Source organism: Allochromatium humboldtianum (assembly GCF_013385175.1).
Taxonomy (GTDB): Bacteria; Pseudomonadota; Gammaproteobacteria; order Chromatiales; family Chromatiaceae; genus Thermochromatium; species Thermochromatium humboldtianum.
Map to the genome: position 1 here is coordinate 11,456 of NZ_JABZEO010000002.1, position 18,785 is coordinate 30,240.

18 protein-coding genes are annotated in these 18,785 nt (G+C 63.9%); 12 read left to right on the forward strand and 6 right to left on the reverse strand.

The features are described 5' to 3' along the window. Positions 1–27 precede the first annotated feature (27 nt). The 5 genes from HW932_RS02560 (at position 28) to HW932_RS02580 (ending at position 6,750) form a co-directional block, all read left to right on the forward strand. The gene (locus HW932_RS02560) at positions 28–579 is read left to right on the forward strand and encodes a DUF2760 domain-containing protein (RefSeq protein WP_176974941.1); all 552 of its coding nucleotides are present in this window, start codon (positions 28–30) and stop codon (positions 577–579) included. Further along, positions 576–2,420, forward strand: a complete 1,845-nt coding sequence (locus HW932_RS02565) for an Hsp70 family protein (protein ID WP_176974942.1) — start codon at positions 576–578, stop codon at positions 2,418–2,420. The genes HW932_RS02560 and HW932_RS02565 overlap by 4 nt, the downstream gene beginning before the upstream one ends. 127 nt (positions 2,421–2,547) lie before the next feature. Beyond that, on the forward strand, positions 2,548–4,599 hold the full coding sequence (locus tag HW932_RS02570; RefSeq protein WP_246296625.1) for a glycogen synthase: 2,052 nt from the start codon (positions 2,548–2,550) through the stop codon (positions 4,597–4,599). A 76-nt stretch (positions 4,600–4,675) separates the two neighbouring features. Further along, the gene (locus tag HW932_RS02575) at positions 4,676–5,944 is read left to right on the forward strand and encodes an alpha-amylase family glycosyl hydrolase (protein ID WP_176974943.1); all 1,269 of its coding nucleotides are present in this window, start codon (positions 4,676–4,678) and stop codon (positions 5,942–5,944) included. A 131-nt stretch (positions 5,945–6,075) separates the two neighbouring features. Continuing rightward, the gene (locus tag HW932_RS02580; protein WP_246296626.1) at positions 6,076–6,750 is read left to right on the forward strand and encodes a L,D-transpeptidase; all 675 of its coding nucleotides are present in this window, start codon (positions 6,076–6,078) and stop codon (positions 6,748–6,750) included. Positions 6,751–6,765: 15 nt separating this feature from the next. On the opposite strand, the gene HW932_RS02585 is transcribed toward HW932_RS02580, so the two are convergent. The 3 genes from HW932_RS02585 to HW932_RS02595 form a co-directional block, all read right to left on the reverse strand. Next, positions 6,766–8,184 carry a PhoH family protein gene (locus HW932_RS02585; protein ID WP_176974944.1) on the reverse strand — a complete coding sequence of 473 codons (1,419 nt, stop codon included), beginning with the start codon at positions 8,182–8,184 and terminating at the stop codon, positions 6,766–6,768. A gap of 55 nt (positions 8,185–8,239) precedes the next feature. Next, positions 8,240–8,779, reverse strand: a complete 540-nt coding sequence (locus tag HW932_RS02590) for a glycine cleavage system transcriptional repressor (RefSeq protein ID WP_176975341.1) — start codon at positions 8,777–8,779, stop codon at positions 8,240–8,242. 106 nt (positions 8,780–8,885) lie between these two features. Further along, positions 8,886–9,155, reverse strand: a complete 270-nt coding sequence (locus tag HW932_RS02595) for a hypothetical protein (RefSeq protein WP_176974945.1) — start codon at positions 9,153–9,155, stop codon at positions 8,886–8,888. Positions 9,156–9,218: 63 nt separating this feature from the next. On the opposite strand from HW932_RS02595, the gene HW932_RS02600 reads away from it, so the two are divergent. Then, on the forward strand, positions 9,219–9,803 hold the full coding sequence (locus tag HW932_RS02600) for a hypothetical protein (RefSeq protein ID WP_176974946.1): 585 nt from the start codon (positions 9,219–9,221) through the stop codon (positions 9,801–9,803). A gap of 83 nt (positions 9,804–9,886) precedes the next feature. Here HW932_RS02600 and HW932_RS02605 read toward each other — a convergent pair whose 3' ends face one another. Together HW932_RS02605 and HW932_RS02610 are read right to left on the reverse strand one after the other, a co-directional pair. Continuing rightward, positions 9,887–10,093, reverse strand: coding sequence for a YgaP family membrane protein (locus HW932_RS02605; RefSeq protein ID WP_176974947.1), 207 nt, complete (start codon positions 10,091–10,093; stop codon positions 9,887–9,889). Between the two features lie 175 nt (positions 10,094–10,268). Beyond that, positions 10,269–10,754: a cyclic nucleotide-binding domain-containing protein gene (locus HW932_RS02610; RefSeq protein WP_176974948.1), complete on the reverse strand. Its 486-nt coding sequence runs from the start codon at positions 10,752–10,754 to the stop codon at positions 10,269–10,271. Between the two features lie 215 nt (positions 10,755–10,969). On the opposite strand from HW932_RS02610, the gene rpsF reads away from it, so the two are divergent. The 6 genes from rpsF (at position 10,970) to ubiG (ending at position 16,737) form a co-directional block, all read left to right on the forward strand. Next, complete coding sequence (gene rpsF, locus HW932_RS02615) at positions 10,970–11,365, forward strand: 30S ribosomal protein S6 (RefSeq protein WP_176974949.1); 396 nt, start codon at positions 10,970–10,972, stop codon at positions 11,363–11,365. Between the two features lie 43 nt (positions 11,366–11,408). Continuing rightward, positions 11,409–11,633: a 30S ribosomal protein S18 gene (rpsR, locus tag HW932_RS02620; protein ID WP_012971196.1), complete on the forward strand. Its 225-nt coding sequence runs from the start codon at positions 11,409–11,411 to the stop codon at positions 11,631–11,633. Between the two features lie 53 nt (positions 11,634–11,686). Next, positions 11,687–12,598, forward strand: coding sequence for a hypothetical protein (locus HW932_RS02625; protein ID WP_176974950.1), 912 nt, complete (start codon positions 11,687–11,689; stop codon positions 12,596–12,598). A 41-nt stretch (positions 12,599–12,639) separates the two neighbouring features. Beyond that, a complete protein-coding gene (gene rplI, locus HW932_RS02630; RefSeq protein ID WP_176974951.1) occupies positions 12,640–13,089 on the forward strand; it encodes a 50S ribosomal protein L9 in 450 nt (149 codons plus the stop codon). A gap of 110 nt (positions 13,090–13,199) precedes the next feature. Further along, the gene (locus HW932_RS02635; protein WP_176974952.1) at positions 13,200–15,863 is read left to right on the forward strand and encodes a replicative DNA helicase; all 2,664 of its coding nucleotides are present in this window, start codon (positions 13,200–13,202) and stop codon (positions 15,861–15,863) included. Positions 15,864–15,987: 124 nt separating this feature from the next. Further along, positions 15,988–16,737, forward strand: a complete 750-nt coding sequence (gene ubiG / locus HW932_RS02640; RefSeq protein ID WP_176974953.1) for a bifunctional 2-polyprenyl-6-hydroxyphenol methylase/3-demethylubiquinol 3-O-methyltransferase UbiG — start codon at positions 15,988–15,990, stop codon at positions 16,735–16,737. 21 nt (positions 16,738–16,758) lie between these two features. Here the strand turns inward: ubiG and HW932_RS02645 are convergent, their stop codons facing one another. Further along, the gene (locus HW932_RS02645; protein WP_176974954.1) at positions 16,759–18,720 is read right to left on the reverse strand and encodes an SLC13 family permease; all 1,962 of its coding nucleotides are present in this window, start codon (positions 18,718–18,720) and stop codon (positions 16,759–16,761) included. Between the last annotated feature and the right edge of the window lie 65 nt (positions 18,721–18,785).

Consider the following 18,785-nt stretch of genomic DNA (forward strand, 5'->3'; position numbering starts at 1 on the left):
ATCCGTCTCTTTATCGAGGAACCTCCCATGTCATCATCGGCGCCGTCCTTCTTTCGGCGGGTCTCCATCGCCTTTGGCAGTCTGCGTCGCGCGCTGAAAGATCCCGAGTTCGCGCGTGCGATTTCGGCGCTCGCCACTGCGACACCCGTGCATCCGGCGGCACGTCCGGCCGCACCCGCCACCGTGCCGCTCGGTGAAGCCGCGCCCGATTCGGCCCTGCTGCTGCTCGGCCTGCTGCAAAAGGAGGGGCGTCTGGTCGACTTCCTGCAAGAGGAGATCCAGGGCTATTCGGACGAAGAGATCGGGCGCGGAGCGCGCGTGGTGCATCAGGGCTGTCGCAAGGTGCTGCGGGACTATCTGAGCCTCGCCCCGGTGCGCGACGAGCCCGAGGGCAGTCGCGTGACTCTGGAGCCTGGATTCGACGCCGCCGCCATCCGCCCGACCGGCAATCTGGTCGGCGAGCCGCCCTTCAGCGGCACGCTCGCCCATCGCGGCTGGCGCGTGACCGAGACCCGTCTGCCCAAGCTCACCAGCGGCCATGATCCACGCATCATCGCGGCGGCGGAGGTGGAGCTGTGAGCGGTTCGCGTTACGCCATCGGCATCGATCTTGGCACCACCCATTGCGCTCTGTCCTGGGTCGACTCGGAGCGCAGTGAGGGCGAGCGCATCGTCCAGGACATGCTGCCGGTTCCGCAGTTGGTCTCGCCCGGCGCGGTCGAGTCGCGCCCGCTGCTACCGTCCTTTCTCTATCTGCCGCACGCCGATGAGTTCAGACAGAACGATCTGGGCCTGCCCTGGCAGTCCGACCCGACCCGGATCGTCGGCGAACTGGCGCGCAATCAGGGCGTAATGACCCCGATCCGGCTGGTCTCCAGCGCCAAGAGCTGGCTCTGTCATCCCGACATCGACCGTCAGGCGCCGATCCTGCCGCCCGGCGTGCCCGACGAGATCCCGCAGATCTCGCCCTTCGACGCGACCATCCACTATCTGGCCCATCTGCGCAACGCCTGGAACGGCGCAAATCCCTATGAGCCGCTCGACCGGCTGGAAGTCACGGTCACGGTGCCGGCCTCCTTCGACCCGGCCGCGCGCGAGCTGACCGCCGAAGCGGCCAAGGCGATCGGCATCAAGCATCTGGTGCTGCTGGAAGAGCCGCAGGCGGCGCTCTATAGCTGGGTCAACGACAGCCAGGGCGAATGGCGTCAACAGGTCCAGGTCGGCGACATCATCCTGGTGGTCGACGTCGGTGGCGGCACCACGGATCTGTCGCTGATCGCCGTGACCGAGCACGAGGGCGCGCTCGAACTCAACCGGGTCGCCGTCGGCGAGCACATCCTGCTCGGCGGCGACAACATGGATCTGGCGCTCGCTTATGTGCTGCGTCACAAGCTCGCTCAAGGCGGTGTGGAACTGGATCGCTGGCAGTTGCAGGCGCTCACTCATGCCTGCCGTCAGGCCAAGGAAACGCTGCTCGCCGATACCGAGCTGGAGCGCGTGCCCGTGGTGGTGCCGAGCCGTGGGTCGAAGCTGATCGGCGGCAGCATCCGCACCGAGCTGACGCGCGACGAGGTGCGAACCAGTCTGATCGAGGGTTTCTTCCCGGCGGTCGAGTCGGGCAGCCGTCCGACGACCCGCTCGCGCGGCGCGCTGACCAAGGTCGGTCTGCCCTATGCGCAGGATCCGGCCATCACCCGCCATTTGGCGGCTTTCCTCGGACGTCAGGCGGGCGCGACCCAGGATCTGGCCGGCTTCGTCGCGCAGTCGCCAGAAGCGAGCTTCCTGCGCCCGACGGCGGTGCTGTTCAACGGCGGCGTCTTCAAGGCCGGGCTGTTGCAGGAGCGGGTGATGGAGGTGCTCAACGGCTGGCTCGCCGCCGAGGACGCGCCGCCCGCGCGCCGGCTGGAAGCGCGCGATCTGGATCTGGCCGTGGCCCGAGGCGCGGCCTTCTATGCCCATGCGCGCCGGCATGGCGGGGTGCGCATCCGGGGCGGCACCTCGCACACCTACTATGTCGGGGTCGAGAGCGCCATGCCCGCCGTGCCCGGCATGGAGCCGGAGATCCAGGCGCTCTGTCTGGTGCCCTTCGGTCTGGAAGAAGGCTCGGAGCCGGTCGCGCCGCCGCAGGAATTCGGTCTGGTGGTCGGCGAGCCGGTGCGCTTCCGCTTCTTCGGCTCCAGCGTGCGGCGCGAGGATCAGGTCGGCGACCTGCTCGAAGACTGGCACGAGGACGAGCTGGCCGAGCTCGACGAGATCCAGACCACGCTCGGCGCGGAAGATCGCAAGAAGGGCGAGGTGGTCGCGGTGCGGCTCCAGGCGGCTGTGACCGAGGTCGGTACCCTGGAACTGACCGCCATCCCCGTCGATGGCGGCGACGAGCGCTGGAACGTGACCTTCCATACGCGCGGTCAGCGAGTCTGACGCCTGGCGTGATGGATCGGCTTCGGCGGTCGATCCATCACGCCGACTCGCGCCCATCGGGCCGACAATTCACGATCCTGGCCGGCCCTTCGTGGCAGAATGAGCCGGTCCACATTCGCGTCAATCCATGACCGACCAAGCCGTAGGAATCGAGCGCATGGCCAAGAAGAGCACTGGCACCCCCAAGTCGCAGACCACGAGCACCGCCAAGACCAGGATGTCGAGCAAGAAGACGCCTGAACCCGCACCGACCGAAACGGCCGTCAGCGCCGTTCAGCCGTCATCGGATGCCGCCCGAGCCGACGTCCCCAAGCCTCCAGTCATCAAGAAGACGGCCGCTCGCAAGGCTTCCAAGGTGTCCGACTCCAAGACGCCGCCAGCGCCAGTCGTTGCGGCTGAAGCGACGGTGCAGGAGGCGACGACACCGACTGCCGTGGAGACTCGGGGGGAACCGTCGTCCTTGCCGGAGCCACCGGAGGCCGTTACCTCGCTTCCAACCGTGCCGGTCGGCGCGGAGAGCGAGTCCGAGCACATCACCAAGCCGGAGCCGCGCCCCTTCTCAGAACTCGGCCATGCACCCACGCACGCACTCATGCCGACGTTCGACTCGACGCCCGAACCCGAATCCCACGTCGAGCACGAGGAACCCTGGTACGCCCCCGAGCCGCAGTGGGAGCCGGCCGCGCCGCCGGTCTGGCGTCCGAGCCTCTACATCGTCCACATCACCCCCGAGCTGGCGACCGTGGCCAAGGTCGGCGGACTGGCGGACGTGGTCTTCGGCCTGACCCGCGAGCTGGCCATTCGCGGCAACCATGTCGAGATCATCCTGCCCAAGTACGCCTCGATGCGCTACGACCAGATCTTCGAGCTGCACGAGGTCTACAAGGATCTCTGGGTGCCCTGGTACGAAGGGGCCATCCACTGCACGGTCTTCTTCGGCTTCGTGCACGGGCGCAAGTGCTTCTTCATCGAGCCGCACTCGGCCGACAACTTCTTCAATCGTCACAGCATCTACGGCTTCCACGACGATGTGATGCGCTACGCCTTCTTCTCGCGCGCGGCCATCGAGTTCCTGTGGAAAGCGGGCAAGCATCCCGACATCATCCACTGTCACGACTGGCAGACGGCGCTGGTGCCCGTGCATCTGTTCGAGCAGTATCAGGCGCTCGGCATGACCCATCCGCGCGTCTGCACCACCATCCACAATTTCGCCCACCAGGGCATCACCGGCGCCGAGCTGCTGCGTGCCACAGGCCTGCATCGACCCGAGCACTTCCTCTCGCACACCCGGCTCGGCGACCCGCGTCACCCCAACGCGCTCAATCTGCTCAAGGGCGGCATCGTCTATTCCAACTTCGTCACCACCGTCTCGCCGCGCTATGCCTTCGAGACCAAGGATCAGGGGCAGGGCTTCGGCCTGGAGCCGGTGCTGCACACCCACCACATCAAGTACGGCGGCGTGGTCAACGGCATCGACTACGACGTCTGGAACCCCGAGGTCGACCACCACATCCCGGTCCGGTACGGCATCGACAGCCTGGATCGCAAGTACGACAACAAGCGCGCTCTGCGTCATCGTCTGATGCTGGCCGACAACGAGAAGGCGATCGTCGCCTTCATCGGCCGGCTCGATCCGCAGAAGGGGCTGGAACTGGTGCGTCACGCCATCTTCAACACCCTGGAGCGCGGCGCCCAGTTCGTGCTGCTCGGCTCCAGCCCCGACGATCGGATCAACGCCGATTTCTGGGGGCTCAAGCGCATGCTCAACGACAGTCCCGACTGCCATCTGGAGATCGGCTTCGACGAGGATCTGTCGCACCTGATCTATGCCGGGGCCGACATGATGCTGGTGCCGAGCCGCTTCGAGCCCTGCGGGCTGACCCAGCTCATCTCACTGCGCTACGGCACCATCCCGGTGGTGCGCGCCGTCGGCGGACTGGCCGACACCGTGTTCGACAAGGATCACTCCAACCGCCCGCTGCACGAGCGCAACGGCTATGTCTTCAACGACTACGACCATCGCGGTCTGGAGTCGGCGCTCGGGCGCGCCATCGACTGCTACAACGCCTTCCCCGAACACTTCCGCGAGCTGATGAAGAACGCCATGCGTTGCGATTATTCCTGGAACCAGCCCGGTCAGGACTATCTCAACATCTACGATTACATCCGCGATGCCTGAGCCTGCATCCAGTTTGGCCAATGCGGCTGAAGCCGCACCTACACCAAAACGATCAGCGTATTCCGGGCGTGGTTCAATGAAGATCTACAACATATTTCCACGGCTCGCGGGCCGTTTCGGTGAGTGGACGCCGCATCTGGAGCGGGCGGCGGCCATGGGCTTCGACTGGGTGTTCGTCAATCCGATCCAGAAGACCGGGCGCTCGGGCAGTCTCTACTCGGTCGCCGACTATTTCGCCATCAACCCGGATTTCGTCGACCGGCGTTCCAAGCTCGACGCCGATGCCCAGGTGCGCGCCATGATCGCCGAGGCCGAACGGCTGGGCCTGTCGGTGATGATCGATCTGGTCATCAACCACTGCGCCGTCGATTCGGCGCTGGTCAAGGAGCATCCCGAGTGGTTCGTGCGCGAAGGCGGCCGCATCGCCAATCCCTTCTGCGTCGAGGCCGATGGCGCCAAGGTCGTCTGGTACGACCTGGCGCAGTTCGATCACGAGCATTCGTCGGACCGCAAGGGACTGGAAGACTTCCTGCATCGCGTCATCGCCCATCTGGCCGATCTCGGGTTCAAGGGGTTTCGCTGTGACGCGGCCTATCAGCTCCCGACCGAGCTCTGGAAGCGCCTGATCACGCGCGCGCGCAAGGCCGATCCGGACCTCGTCTTCGTCGCCGAGACGCTCGGCTGCTCGCCCGAGCAGACGCGCTCGACGGCGGGCGCCGGCTTCGATGCCATCTTCAACAGCTCCAAGTGGTGGGATTTCGAGGGGAGTTGGTTGTTGGAACAGTACGACCTGACGCGCCAGGTCGTACCCTCGATCAGCTTCCCCGAGAGTCACGACACCGAGCGGCTGTTCCTGGAGTCGGGCCAGAATCCCAATGCCCTGCGCCAGCGCTATCTGTTCGCCGCGCTGTTCTCGACCGGAGTCATGATCCCGATCGGCTTCGAATACGGTTTCAGCAGCCGGCTCGACGTGGTCAACACTCAGCCGGATCAATGGGAGGGGATCAACGTCGATCTGACTCACGAGATCGCCCAGATCAACCAGATCAAGGATCGCTATCCGGTGTTTCAGAGCGAGGGGCCGATCGAGTGTCTAGAATGCTCCAATCCAGCCATCCTGCTGCTGCACAAGTCGCACCCCAAGGGGCAAGGTGAGGCGCTGATCGCGCTCAACAAGGATCCCTGGAACCGTCAGTATCTCAGGGTCGAGAACCTCTACCACTACATCCGTTCACCCGGACCGCTGCGCGACGTCTCGCTGGAATGGGCGATGGATTTCCTGCCCACGCCCTTCGAGTTCGATCTGGCGCCGGGAATGGGGCGGGTTTTGGTGACGCAGGTGTGAAATATCGGCGCAGGCATGGCGTTCAGTCGCCGTCAGGACCAGCCGCGCGCTTCGACTTTTTTGAACAGGCTGTCTATGCTCTCTCTAGAGACCCGTCGATCCCGGCGGGGCGAGCGGAGAGCCTTGACGCCATGCCTGTACAGTCCGCACCCCTTCTGTCATTCCTCGCGGCCCTGTCGCTCGTCGGCTGCGCCCATACACCCAAAGAAACGCTCTCGGAGCCAGAACCGCGCGAGACTGAGTGGCGGATCGGCGAGTATGACGAGGGGCCGCCTGCCGATGTGGGTCTGGGGTTCATTGCTCTACCGGTAACGACGGACGTACAGAGCAACGCCGAGTCGGACGAGATCGAGGCGGCGCCGGCCAGGCCCGCTGAACCTGTCGCCTCCGAGCCGCTGCCCGCGCCGACCGAACCCACAACGGATACATTGACCGCAGACGCCGACGCCGCCAAACGCCGCTCGCTGACGATCTCGCTCGGTGATCAAGCCTTCGAATACAAGGAAGACGAGTCCGTGGTCCGCTCCGGCCCCATCTCATCGGGCAAGCCGGGCAATCCGACGCCGACCGGCCGCTTCAAGGTGCTCAGCAAGGATGAGCACAAGGTTTCATCGCGTTACACCAATCAGCTCGGGATGCAGGCCTGGATGCCGTATTCGATCCAGTTCTACGGCCATTATTTCCTGCATGAAGGCTGGCTCCCCGGCTACCCGGACTCGCATGGCTGTGTCCGGGTCGGGGAGAAGGACGCGCGCTTTCTGTTCGAGCGGCTCAGGATCGGCGATCCGGTCCTGGTCGTGAACTAGCGGCCATCCGACGCTTCACAGTTCCTGCGAGGCGAAATCGGCCAGACGCGAGCGCTCGCCGCGCATGAGCGTGATGTGCCCGCTGTGCGGCCAGTGCTTGAAGCGGTCGACCACATAGGTCAGTCCCGAGGTGGTCTCGGTCAGATAGGGCGTGTCGATCTGGCCGATGTTGCCGAGACAGACGAACTTGGTGCCCGGCCCGGCGCGGGTGACGAGCGTCTTCATCTGCTTGGCGGTGAGGTTCTGGGCTTCGTCCAAGATGATGTATTTGTTGAGGAAGGTGCGCCCGCGCATGAAGTTGAGCGAGGAGATGCGGATGCGGTTGCGCACCAGATCCTGGGTCGCTGCGTGTCCCCAGCTGCCGCCGCTCTCGGGGCGGGTCAGCACTTCCAGGTTGTCCATGAGCGCGCCCATCCAGGGCGTCATCTTCTCCTCCTCGGTGCCGGGCAGGAAACCGATGTCCTCGCCGACCGGGACCGTGACGCGGGTCATGATGATCTCGCGATAGAGATTGCGCTCCAACACCTGGACCAACCCGGCGGCGAGCGCCAGCAGGGTCTTGCCGGTGCCCGCCGTGCCGAGCAGGGTGACAAAGTCCAGATCGGGGTTCATCAGCATGTTGAGCGCGAAGTTCTGCTCGCGATTGCGCGCGTTGATGCCCCAGACGTTGTGACGCGGCAGACGATAGTCCTCGACCAGCTCGACGATGGCTTCGTTGGGGCTCGGCTTGTCGCGCACCATGGCCTCGAACTCGCCGTCATCGCCGAAGGCGAGGCATTGGGCCGGATACCAGTCGGCGATGTCCGGACCGGAGATGCGGTAGAAGGTGCGGCCCTGTTCCTTCCAGGCGTCGACCGATTTTTCGTGCCGCTCCCAGAAGTCGTCGGCCAGCACCTCCAGCCCGGTATAGAGCAGGTTGGCGTCGTCGAGCACCTGGTCGTTGGAATAGTCCTCGGCCTGGAGACCGAGCACGGCGGCCTTGATGCGCAGGTTGATGTCCTTGGAGACGATGATGACCTGACGCTCGGGATGCTTCTCGCGCAGGGCCAAGGCGATGCCGAGGATGGTGTTGTCGGGGGTGGCGCCGGGTAAGGATTCGGGCAGATGGATGTCGAGCGGCTCGGTCTGGAAGAACAGCCGGCCGCCGGCCGATTGCGTGATGCCGCCCCCCACCGCCTCCGGCCCGAGCGGCAGACCGGCGTCGATCTCGGCCTTGTCGGCATCGCACATGAGCTGATCGAGGAAGCGGCTGACCTGACGCACGTTGCGCGCGACTTCCGACAAGCCCTTCTTGGTGCGGTCGAGCTCCTCCAGCACCACCATCGGAATGAAGACGTCATGCTCCTGGAAGCGGAACAGCGAGGTCGGATCGTGCATCAGGACGTTGGTGTCGAGCACGAACAGACAGGGCTTGTCGTTTTCGCGTTTGATCATGATGTTCCGCCTCTGGTTGGGAGCAGTGGAGGAGGGCGCCCGCCCGGCGCGCGGCTCAGCCCTTGAGCGGTTCGAGCACGGCGTCGAGGTTGAGCGCGTCGCAGTAGTCCATGAAATCCTCGCGCAGCGCCGCGATATGGAGATCGGCCGGGATGCCGACCGTCATGTGCACCGCGAACATGGGCGTGCCCGTGTGGGCGGCGGCATAGGTGCTGGTTGAGAGATCCTCGATGTTGATGTCGCGTTCGGCGAAGAATCCGGCGAGGTTGTTGACGATGCCGGGGTGGTCCAGCGAGACCACGTCGATGGCATAGGGCAGCAGGTTGCGTCCGGTGGCGCGCTCGCCGGTGCGCTTGCAGATGATGGTCATGCCGAGCTGGCGTTCCACTTCGGGAAGCGCGTTCTCGATCTTGGCCAGGGTGTTCCACTTGCCCTCGACCAGCAGCATGGCCGCGAACTCGCCGCCGAGGACGGTCATGCGGCTGTCCTCGATGTTGCAGCCCTGGTCGAGGATGACCTTGGAGAGCTGGTTGACGATGCCTGGGTGGTCTTCACCCAGCGCCGAGATCACGAGGTAGGTCTTCTGCCTGGTCATATCCATGCCGATTGGTCGGAGATTGGGGAAAATGGGTCGGGTCGAACTGGTTCAAGTCTAGCATGGTGCAAGGGGGCGCCGTATCGGGGCAGTGGCCTGGGCTGATTCAGCGCAGTCGCCACGGCCCCGAAGCCGCAATCTGCTCAACCTGTCCTTCGGCTTCGAGTTCTCGCATGAGCGCGACCACCCAATATTGCTGATGGGTGGATGTGGCTTTTGGATAGGTTCCCCAGTCAAAGCCGCAAGCCCGGAAGATGGCGGAGAGTCGCATGCCCTCGTTTCCAGGTTGGCAACTGCTGGAGGTGTGCATGAACTCAAGAACCAGATACTTGGCTTGCGCCCTGATTTCCAGTCCTCTTTCCTGAAAGTGGCTCATGGATAGCTCCTTGTGTGAAATTTTCGACACTCTAAACCAAGCGAACTATTGAGGAGGATACCGGTGATTTTGAAAGTCATCATCGACGACCAGGCCCATGAAATCAACGTGCCGGACGGGCTCCTGGCCGAGGCGCGCGATTACTTCGACCAGATCGACCGCGACATGGACGGCGGTTGGCAGATGGGCCGTGACTGGGTCGAGGCACCCGACCGGATCCAGCGCGCCCAGATCGTCGCCGACCGTCTGCTGACGGCGATCGAGACCGACAACCTCAAGCTCGGAACCCTCATGGCCGGCTATCTCCTGGATCGTCTGCCGGGGCTGGGCCTGATCGAGCCGGACCTCCAGGGCGAGATCCAGAACACGCGCTTCGAGATGGGACGCCAGACCCAAACAGCACCGACGACCTCGCCCGCCACGTCAAGAGCAGCCGGCGCGGGTCTGAGCAAACTGGAGGCGATGGAGCAGGCCGGACGCGACGTGACCCAGGTCTTCAAGGTCGGACGCGGCTACCGCTTCTCGATCTTCGACCACGACACTGGAACCTGGATGGATGCGCCGCTGGCGCCGACCGAGCAGGAAGCTGGGCGCCTGCGTCAGCAAGCCTTCAAGGCGCGGTATGAAGCACTGCTGGCGGGCGGGTAAACGGGGGAGCGATGGCTGTGATCGCCGTCCATGGCGGGATCGGCGGTCTGCCGCCGGCACCGGGCCGACGGCCGCCGTCAGGATCAGTCCTTCTTGTTCGTGTCGATCTTGAGCAGCGTATAGGCCGGGCAGAAGCTGACGGCGCCGGTGGCCAGCACGATCAGGCCCAGGATGTCCAGGATGACGTTGCCGGTCATGAGACCGGCGAGGATCAGCACGCCCGCGGCCGCCAGACGGATGTTGCGGTCCATGGGGCCGACGTTCTTGGGCAGGTTCTGCAGCATACTCATGCGTTCTTCACTCCTTAAGGGATTGGACGGATTCGAGATTTCGGACGACGATGGCGACGGGTGCAACCAGACGCGATTATAGCCACCTTCGCCCTGGGGCGTGATGACGATCCGCACTCCGGCCCCACAGCCATGTCGAGACGTTCAGACGCTCGATCAGGCTCAAACGTTCCGTTCAAAAGAGCGCGTGCGAACTGCTGACATACTTGGTCAGCTCGACATGCTGGGCGTTCATGCGGCGCAGGATGTCCTGACTGACCTTGACGATGTTCTGCATCACACGATAGACGAGCCAGGGATGCTCGATCAGCAATGACTCGAACGCCTCGCGCTCGAAGCTACAGACCTGGGTGCGTCCGAGCGAGCGCAGCGTGGCCGTGTGCGGCTGGCCGCTGATGAAGCCCATCTCACCGGCCAGATCGCCGGTGCGCAGCACATGGATGGTGGTGTACTCCCCCTTGCCCATGTCGCGCGTGACCGCAAGTGCACCCTCGGTGATCACATGCAGGCTGTTGTCGATGTTGCCCTCCCGGATCAGGATCTCCTGATCGGCGAGCCGGCGGCAGCAGGCGATTCCAGTCAGGGCCTGGACCTGTTCGTCGCTGAGATTGGCGCTCAGACTGGAGCGACGCAGTGATTCGAAGTCTTGCACGGTGCCCATTTCGATGTCCCCCTATATTCTGAATTGCTAAAATTTTAGACGGCCAGTTTGATCCAGGCCAGCGTCCGGGGCAAGCGGCGGACGCCGTGAAAGGGCGCAAAATCATCGTTTTGACATCAGGTCGCTTTCCAGTATGATGCGCGATTCCCCGAATTTCGGGGTCTCCTTGCCTCACCGCGCCGCGCGGGAGGCTGTTCAATCCGTAAGGAGCCGCAATGCGACATTACGAAGTGGTTTTCCTGGTTCATCCGAGCCAGAGCGAGCAGGTGCCCGGCATGATCGAGCGCTATCAGGGTGGCCTGGAGAAGCGGGGCGGTGTGGTGCATCGCTGTGAGGACTGGGGGCGTCGTCCGCTCGCCTATCCGATCAACAAGATCCACAAGGCCCACTATGTGCTGATGAACGTCGAGTGCGATCAGGAAGCGATCGACGAGCTGGCCAACGCCTTCCGGTTCAACGACGTCGTGCTGCGCAATCTCATCATCCAGCGCGATGCGGCCGTCACCGAGGCTTCGCCGCTGGCCAAGGGCAGCGAAGAGCGCGAGCGCGCCGAGAGCTCGGACAACGACTCCGACAGCAACGACGACGACAACGACAACAGCGACGACTGAGCGCCCCGCCTCAGACGCGCGTCTCTGACTCCAGGAGAACACCATGTCACGCTTCTTCCGCCGCAAGCGCTACTGCCGCTTCACCGCCGAAGGCATCACCGAGATCGATTACAAGGATCTCAACCTGCTGAAGGCCTACATCAGCGAATCCGGCAAGATCGTCCCGAGCCGCATCACCGGAACCTCGGCCAAGTACCAGCGCCAGCTCGCACAGGCCATCAAGCGCGCCCGTTATCTGGCGCTGCTGCCCTACACCGACGGCCACTGAGCGTCGTTCGACGCTGAGCCGGCACGCGCGTCCAGTCAGGAGTCCCATCGGCGATGAAGCCGCTTGCGAACTTCATCATGCGTGGCTACTCGCCGGCGACCCTAGTGACGACGGTCGCGGGTCTGTTGTCGCTGCTGATCCCCTTCGTCGGCGTGATCAGCTCGGCGGCGGTCGGCCTGGTGACGCTGCGTCAGGGCGCCCGTCCGGGGATGCTGTTGCTGGGTAGCTCGACGCTGGCCAGCGGCCTCATCGCCTGGCCGGCGCTCGGGAATCCCTGGGTCGGACTCGGGATCCTGCTGGTGCTCTGGGTGCCGATCTGGGGGCTGGCGACCATTCTGCGCGCCACGCGCTCGCTGAATCTGACCGCACAGCTCGCCGCCCTGGGCGGACTCGTGGTGGTGCTGGTCGTGCATCTGACCGTGGGTGATCCCGCGCTCTACTGGCGCGAACTCATCGAGCCCCTGCGTCAGTCGCTGCTCAACGATGGCCTGGTCGAGGCCGAGGCCAGTCAGGTGCTCTTCGCGCGTCTGGCCCAGTGGATGACCGGCGCCTTCGCCGCCGCCCTGGTGTTGCAGTATCTCGTCAGTCTCTTCCTTGCGCGGGCCTGGCAGGCGCAGCTCTACAATCCGGGCGGATTCGGCGCCGAGTTCAAGGCGCTGCGTGTGGGTTCGCTGGTCGGCGCGCTGTTTGTGCTGTTTCTGGCCTGGGGGTTGCTGGCCAAGGGACTGGGGCTGGATCTGGCGCCGGTCCTGGGGCTGCTGCTGCTCCTGCAGGGGCTGGCCGTGATCCACCGTCTCCGCGAGCTGCGCAACGCCAATCAGGGCTGGCTGGTCGCGCTCTATGTGCTGTTGGTCTTTTTCATGCCGCAGATGGTGCTGTTGCTGATCAGTCTGGGGCTGATCGATCTCTGGGCCGACATCCGCGCCCGGGTCGAGCAACGTGTCTCCGGAACCGGGAAATCCTAGCCCCGGTGGCGGCCTCAAAATTTGTCGAGAGGAATACTCAAGTGGAAGTCATCCTGCTGAAGAACGTCACCAAGCTGGGCGTGCTCGGGGACAAGGTCAATGTCCGTTCGGGCTATGGCCGCAACTATCTGATCCCTGGTGGTTTCGCCGTGTCGGCGACGGCTGAGAACCTGGAAGCCTTCGAGGCCCGTCGCGCCGAGCTGGAGCGCGCCGCCGCCGAAGCACTGGCCGCCGCCGAGGCGCGCAAGGCCAAGTTCGAGGGCCTGAGCCTGACCATCGCCCGCAAGGCCGGTGACGAAGGTCGTCTGTTCGGCTCGGTCGGCGCCGCCGACATCGCCGAGGCTGCGCGCGAGGCTGGTCTGGAGCTGAGCAAGTCCGAGGTGCGTCTGCCCGAGGGTCCGTTCCGTGCCGTCGGCGAGTACGAAGTCGCGCTGCATCTGCATGCCGACGTCAACGCTCAGGTCAAGATCGACATCGTTCCCGGCAACTGAACCGCTACGGCTGTAAACGTTCGGGGCGTGCTCGGCCGTCGGGCCACGCGCCCCCGTAGACGCGCTCGAAGGCGCGTCTCGTCTATTCAGACGCTGACGGGTCTGGTGCCATGTTCGAGTCAGAGACCGCCGGGCCGCCGGGTATGGCTACCGGCTTCGACGAACTGCGTGTCCCGCCATACAACCTCCACGCCGAGCAATCGCTGCTGGGCGGTCTGATGCTCGACAACAGCGCTTGGGATCGCATCGCCGACATGGTCAGCGAGGGCGACTTCTATCGGCGCGAACATCGTCTGATCTTCGAGGCCATCACCAAGCTCGCCACCGTCGACCAACCGTTCGACGTAGTCACACTGGCCGACACGCTGGAGAGCAGCAAGCGCCTGAACGATGTCGGCGGCCTGTCCTATCTGGGCACCCTGGCCAGTCAGACGCCGAGTGCGGCCAACATCCAGTCCTACGCCAGGATCGTGCGTCAGGCGTCGGTGCGGCGTCAGATGATCGCCGCCGGCACGGCGATCGCCGACAGCGCCTACCATCCCGATGGCCGCGAGGCGTCCGAGCTGCTCGACGAGGCCGAGCGGCGGGTCTTCGCCATCGCTGAGCAGGAGTCGCGCGGCGGCGGCGGTTTCCAGCCGATCCGCAGCCTGTTGACCCAGGCCGTCGAGCGCATCGATACGCTCTATCTGCGTGATGAGCCGATCACGGGTCTGGCCACTGGGTTCGCCGACTTCGACGAGATGACCTCGGGACTCCAGCCCTCGGATCTCATCATCGTGGCGGGGCGGCCGTCGATGGGAAAAACCACCTTCGCGATGAATGTCGCCGAGAACATCGCCATCCAGTCCAAGCGTCCGGTGGCGGTCTTCAGTATGGAGATGCCCGGCGATTCGCTGGCCATGCGCATGATGTCCTCGCTGGGACGGATCGATCAGCATCGGGTGCGGACCGGCAAGCTGGAGGACGACGAATGGCCGCGTCTGACCTCGGCGGTCAACCTGCTGTCGGAGACCTCGATCTTCATCGACGACACCCCGGCGCTCTCACCGACCGAAGTGCGCGCGCGCGCGCGGCGACTCAAGCGCGAGCAGGGCGATCTGGGGCTGATCGTGCTCGACTATCTCCAGCTCATGCAGGCGCCCGGCGCGGGCGAGAACCGCGCGACCGAAATCTCGGCCATCTCGCGCGCGCTCAAGGGACTGGCCAAGGAGCTGAGCGTCCCGGTCATCGCGCTCTCACAGCTCAACCGCAGTCTCGAACAGCGCCCCAACAAGCGTCCGGTGATGTCGGACCTCAGAGAATGTGTGACGGGAGACACCCTGGTCGTGCTGGCGGATGGGCGTCGTATGCCGATTCGAGATCTCGTGGGTACCTGTCCCGATGTGGTATCGATAGACGAGTCCGGTCGCTTGATCGAGGCCAAGTCCGACTGTGTGTGGTGCGTGGGGCGCCGCCCTGTATGCGTCGTCCGGCTCGCGAGCGGGCGTCGGATTCGAGCCACGGCCAAGCATCGTTTGTTAGGCGCGAATGGTTGGCAAACCGTTGGTGAACTGACGCCAGGGGCACGTCTGGCGATTGCGCGTCGCTTACCTTCTCCTGTAGATAGCCAGCGCTGGCCGGATCATCATTTAATACTGCTTGCTCATTTGATCGGTGACGGCAGCTATCTGCGTGGTCAGCCATTGCGTTATACGACCGCTTCGGAGGACAACAGCCGCATCGTATCTGCGTGTGCATCTCGATTCGGCGTGCGCGTCAACCGCCATGCGGGAGTCGGTGCTTGGCATCAGCTCGTTTTCAGTGGCAACGGAAACCGCTGGCATCCGGCGGGCATCAATCTTTGGCTGCGTGATCTGGGAATTTTTGGGCAAAGATCTCATGAAAAACGTCTGCCAACCGATTTGTTCCGTTTGGATAATGACCAGCTGGCATTGTTTCTGCGCCATCTTTGGGCAACTGATGGCACGATTTCATTACGTAAGCCGGGGCAGAAAGGGAGTCACGGTGTGCATTTGAGCACGAACAGTCGAGGTCTTGCGGAAGATGTCGCGGCTGTATTGATGCGCTTGGGAATCGTTGCGCGGATTCAGTCTGTATTGCAAGCCGGTTATCGGACGACCTATATGGTTTGGATTAGAGGCGCTGACAATCAAAGACGTTTTTTGAGTCAAGTCGGCGCTTTCGGCCCACGTGCATCGCAAGCAGCAGCACTGCAAGCCGTACTGAATGATGTCAAATCGAACACAAATGTTGACACGCTACCGCGCGAAATTTTCGAGCGCGTACGCACGTTGATGCAAGAGCGTGGTATTTCGCAAAGAAAAATGGCGGAATTGCGTGGAACTGCCTATGGTGGTTCTTCTCATTTTCGTTTTTCGCCGTCGCGAAATGTATTGGCGGATTACGGAGAGCGGCTTCAAGATCCGGAGTTACAGGCTGCCGCCACCAGCGATTTGTTCTGGGATACCATCGTCGCGATTGAACCCGACGGAGAGGAGGATGTCTTCGATCTGACCGTTCCGGGGCCAGCGTGCTGGTTGGCGGACGGTATCGTCAGTCACAACTCTGGCGCCATCGAACAGGACGCAGACCTCATCGTCTTCATCTATCGCGACGAAGTCTACAACAAGGAAAGCAGCGACAAGGGCATCGCCGAGATCATCATCGGCAAGCAGCGCAACGGCCCGATCGGGACCGTGCGCCTGACCTTCCTCGGCAAATACACTAAGTTCGAGAACTACATCGGCAACTATTACGGTGAGGACGAGCACTGAGGTTCGGTGCCGAGCCGCCAAGCGCCGGCACATCGATCCCCACGTCGCCGGCTTGCCGTCTGCACTCCGCGCCACCATCTGGATCCACCACCCAGCCGGCGGCCATTCGACCGAGGAGACTACCATGTCCACCGCCCATCTCTCCGCGCCGAGCATCGACCCTGAGGAGGTCGCCTATTTCGAGCGGCTCGCCCACCGCTGGTGGGACACCGAGGGACCGTTCTGGCCCCTGCATCGGCTCAATGCCTTCCGGGTCGACTACATCCGCCGCCATCTGTGCACGACACTGGACCTCGATCCCGCCGCAGAGCGCCCGTTCGCGGGTCTGCGGATACTCGACATCGGCTGCGGCGGCGGCATCCTGAGCGAATCCATGGCCAGACTCGGCGCCGAAGTGACCGGCATCGACATCACCGAGAAGAATCTCCAGGTGGCCCGTATGCATGCCCAATGGAGCGAACTGGCGATCGACTACCGTCTGGCGAGCGTCGAGCAACTGGTGCAGGAGGGAGCATCGTTCGACCTGGTGCTCAACATGGAGGTCGTCGAACACGTCGAACATCTGCCCGACTTTCTCGCCGCCTGTGCACGTCTGGTGCGGCCCGACGGACTCATGGTCGTGTCCAGCATCAACCGCACGCCGGCCGCCTGGATCATGGCCATCCTTGGCGCCGAATACATCCTGCGCTGGCTGCCGCGCGGAACCCATCACTACCGCAAGCTGGTGCGGCCCGTCGAGGTCGCCCATGGACTGGGCACGGGCTATCGTCTGGTGCACGAGACAGGCGTGCGCGTGAATCCATTCGGTCGAACCTTTGGATACACGCGCTGGAAGGCCGTCAACTACATGATGGTCTGGCAGCGGCACGCCTGATTCGAGCGGTCGAACCCATGCCTACATGATCACATTGATCATCGTCAGCGCCACCACCAGGAACAGCACCGTCATGAGGCTGCCGGCACGCATGTAGTCGGCCACCCGATAGCCGCCCGGCCCCATGATCAGCGCATTGACCTGATGGGTCGGCAGCAGGAAGGAGTTGGAGGTGGCAATGGCGACCGTGAGCGCGAAAATGGCCGGATCGGCCCCGGCGCCGAGCGCCATGTTCACGGCCAGCGGCACCAGCAGCACGGTGGCGCCGACATTCGACATCACCAGGGTGAAGGCCGTGGCCAGACCCGCCAGCGAGAGCTGCACCACCCAGACCGGCACATCCCCGAGCGCGGCCAGCGTCTGTTCGGCGATCCAGGCCGCCGTGCCCGTCTGTTCGACCGCCATCCCCAGCGGAATGAGCGAGGCGAGCAGGAACACCGTCTTCCAGCTCACGGCCTGATAGGCTTCCTCCATGGTCAGCACCCGCGTGAGCACCATACCGAGCGCACCCACCAGCAGCGCGACCGAGAGCCGCAGATCGGTGAACAGGATCAGGCTGATGGTCAGCACGAAGAGCGCGAGCGCGGCCGAGACCTTGTGCGGACGCAGTTCTTCGTGCGGATACTCGGTGGTGACGACCACGAAGTTGCGATCCTTCTCCAGGCGCGCCAGATCGGCCCAGGTCGTTTGGACGACCAGGGCATCACCGGCGGCGAAGGGTGTGTTGCGCACTCCGCCGGTCTTGTAGGTGATCCGGGTGCCGCCGCGATTGATGGCCAGCAGCGACAGACCATAGGTCTTGCGCATCCAGACGTCGCGCGCGGTCTTGCCGATCAGGCTGGAACCGGGCGGGATGACGATCTCGGCGACGCCGGCCTTGGTCGCCGACATGGCCTCGGCGAAGAGGTCGAGATCGCGCTTGCGTTCGAGCTTGTTGGCGTTGGCCACGTCCAGGAGCGAATCGGCCGTGCCGAGCAGCGCCAGCCTGCTGCCAGGCGTGATGCCGAGCGTGCGGTCGACGCCATCGGCGCCGAAGCGCAGTCCGTCGCCCTTCTCGACGCCGACCAGACGCACCCGCCAGGTCTGTTCCAGCTCGTCGACGCTCATCCCGATCAGATGGCTGTCGCTGTTGGGCACGCGGAATTCGCCGATCTCGAAGTCGGTCAGGCCATAGGTCTCGGCGAAATAGGTGCGGGTGTCGCCGCCCTCGGCTTTGGTCGTGCCATGGACCGGCAGCACCAGACGTCCGGCCAGCACGAAATAGACGATGCCCGTGAGCAGGAGCGCGACACCGATCGGCGTCACATCGAACAGCCCGAAGGTCTTCATCGGCGCCACGCCCTCGGGCAGGGCCTGATTGGAGGTCAGGATCAGATCGTTGAGCAGGATCAGCGGGCTGGAGCCGACCATGGTGATGGTGCCGCCGAGCAGGGCGCAAAAGCCCATGGGCATGAGCAGTCGCGACATCGGCAGCCCGGTGCGCGCCGAGATGCGGCTGACGACGGGGATGAAGAGCGCCGCGGCACCGACGTTCTGCATGAAGCTGGAGATGACCCCGACCGTGCCCGAGATCAGCGGGATGATGCGCTTCTCGGTTGAGCCGCCGATACGCATGATGAAGGCGGCGACCTTGGACATGATCCCGGTCTTGTCCAGCCCGGCGCCGACGATCATGACCGCGATGATCGAGATCACGGCATTACTGGCGAAACCGTCGAACAGATGCTCGACCGGCACCAGTCCCTGTTCGAGGCCCATCAGGGGCGCAGTCAGGCTCGTCAGGCCCAGCAATACCATGACGGTGATCGCCGCCACGTCGACGCTGACCACCTCGAAGGCGAACAGAAAGACCGTCAGCAGCAGAAAGCCGCTCACCCAGGCGATCTCGGGCGTGGGGACGGTTCCGGCCAGATAGATGGCGGCAATGGCAAAGGCGGCGCCCGCAATGTCCGTCTTGGACAGGGCGCGAATGGCGTCGAGCATGGCTTGTCCTCGTGTGTGATGGGTTGAAAGGAGCGTCATGTTACTTTAAGGAACGCTAATATTCT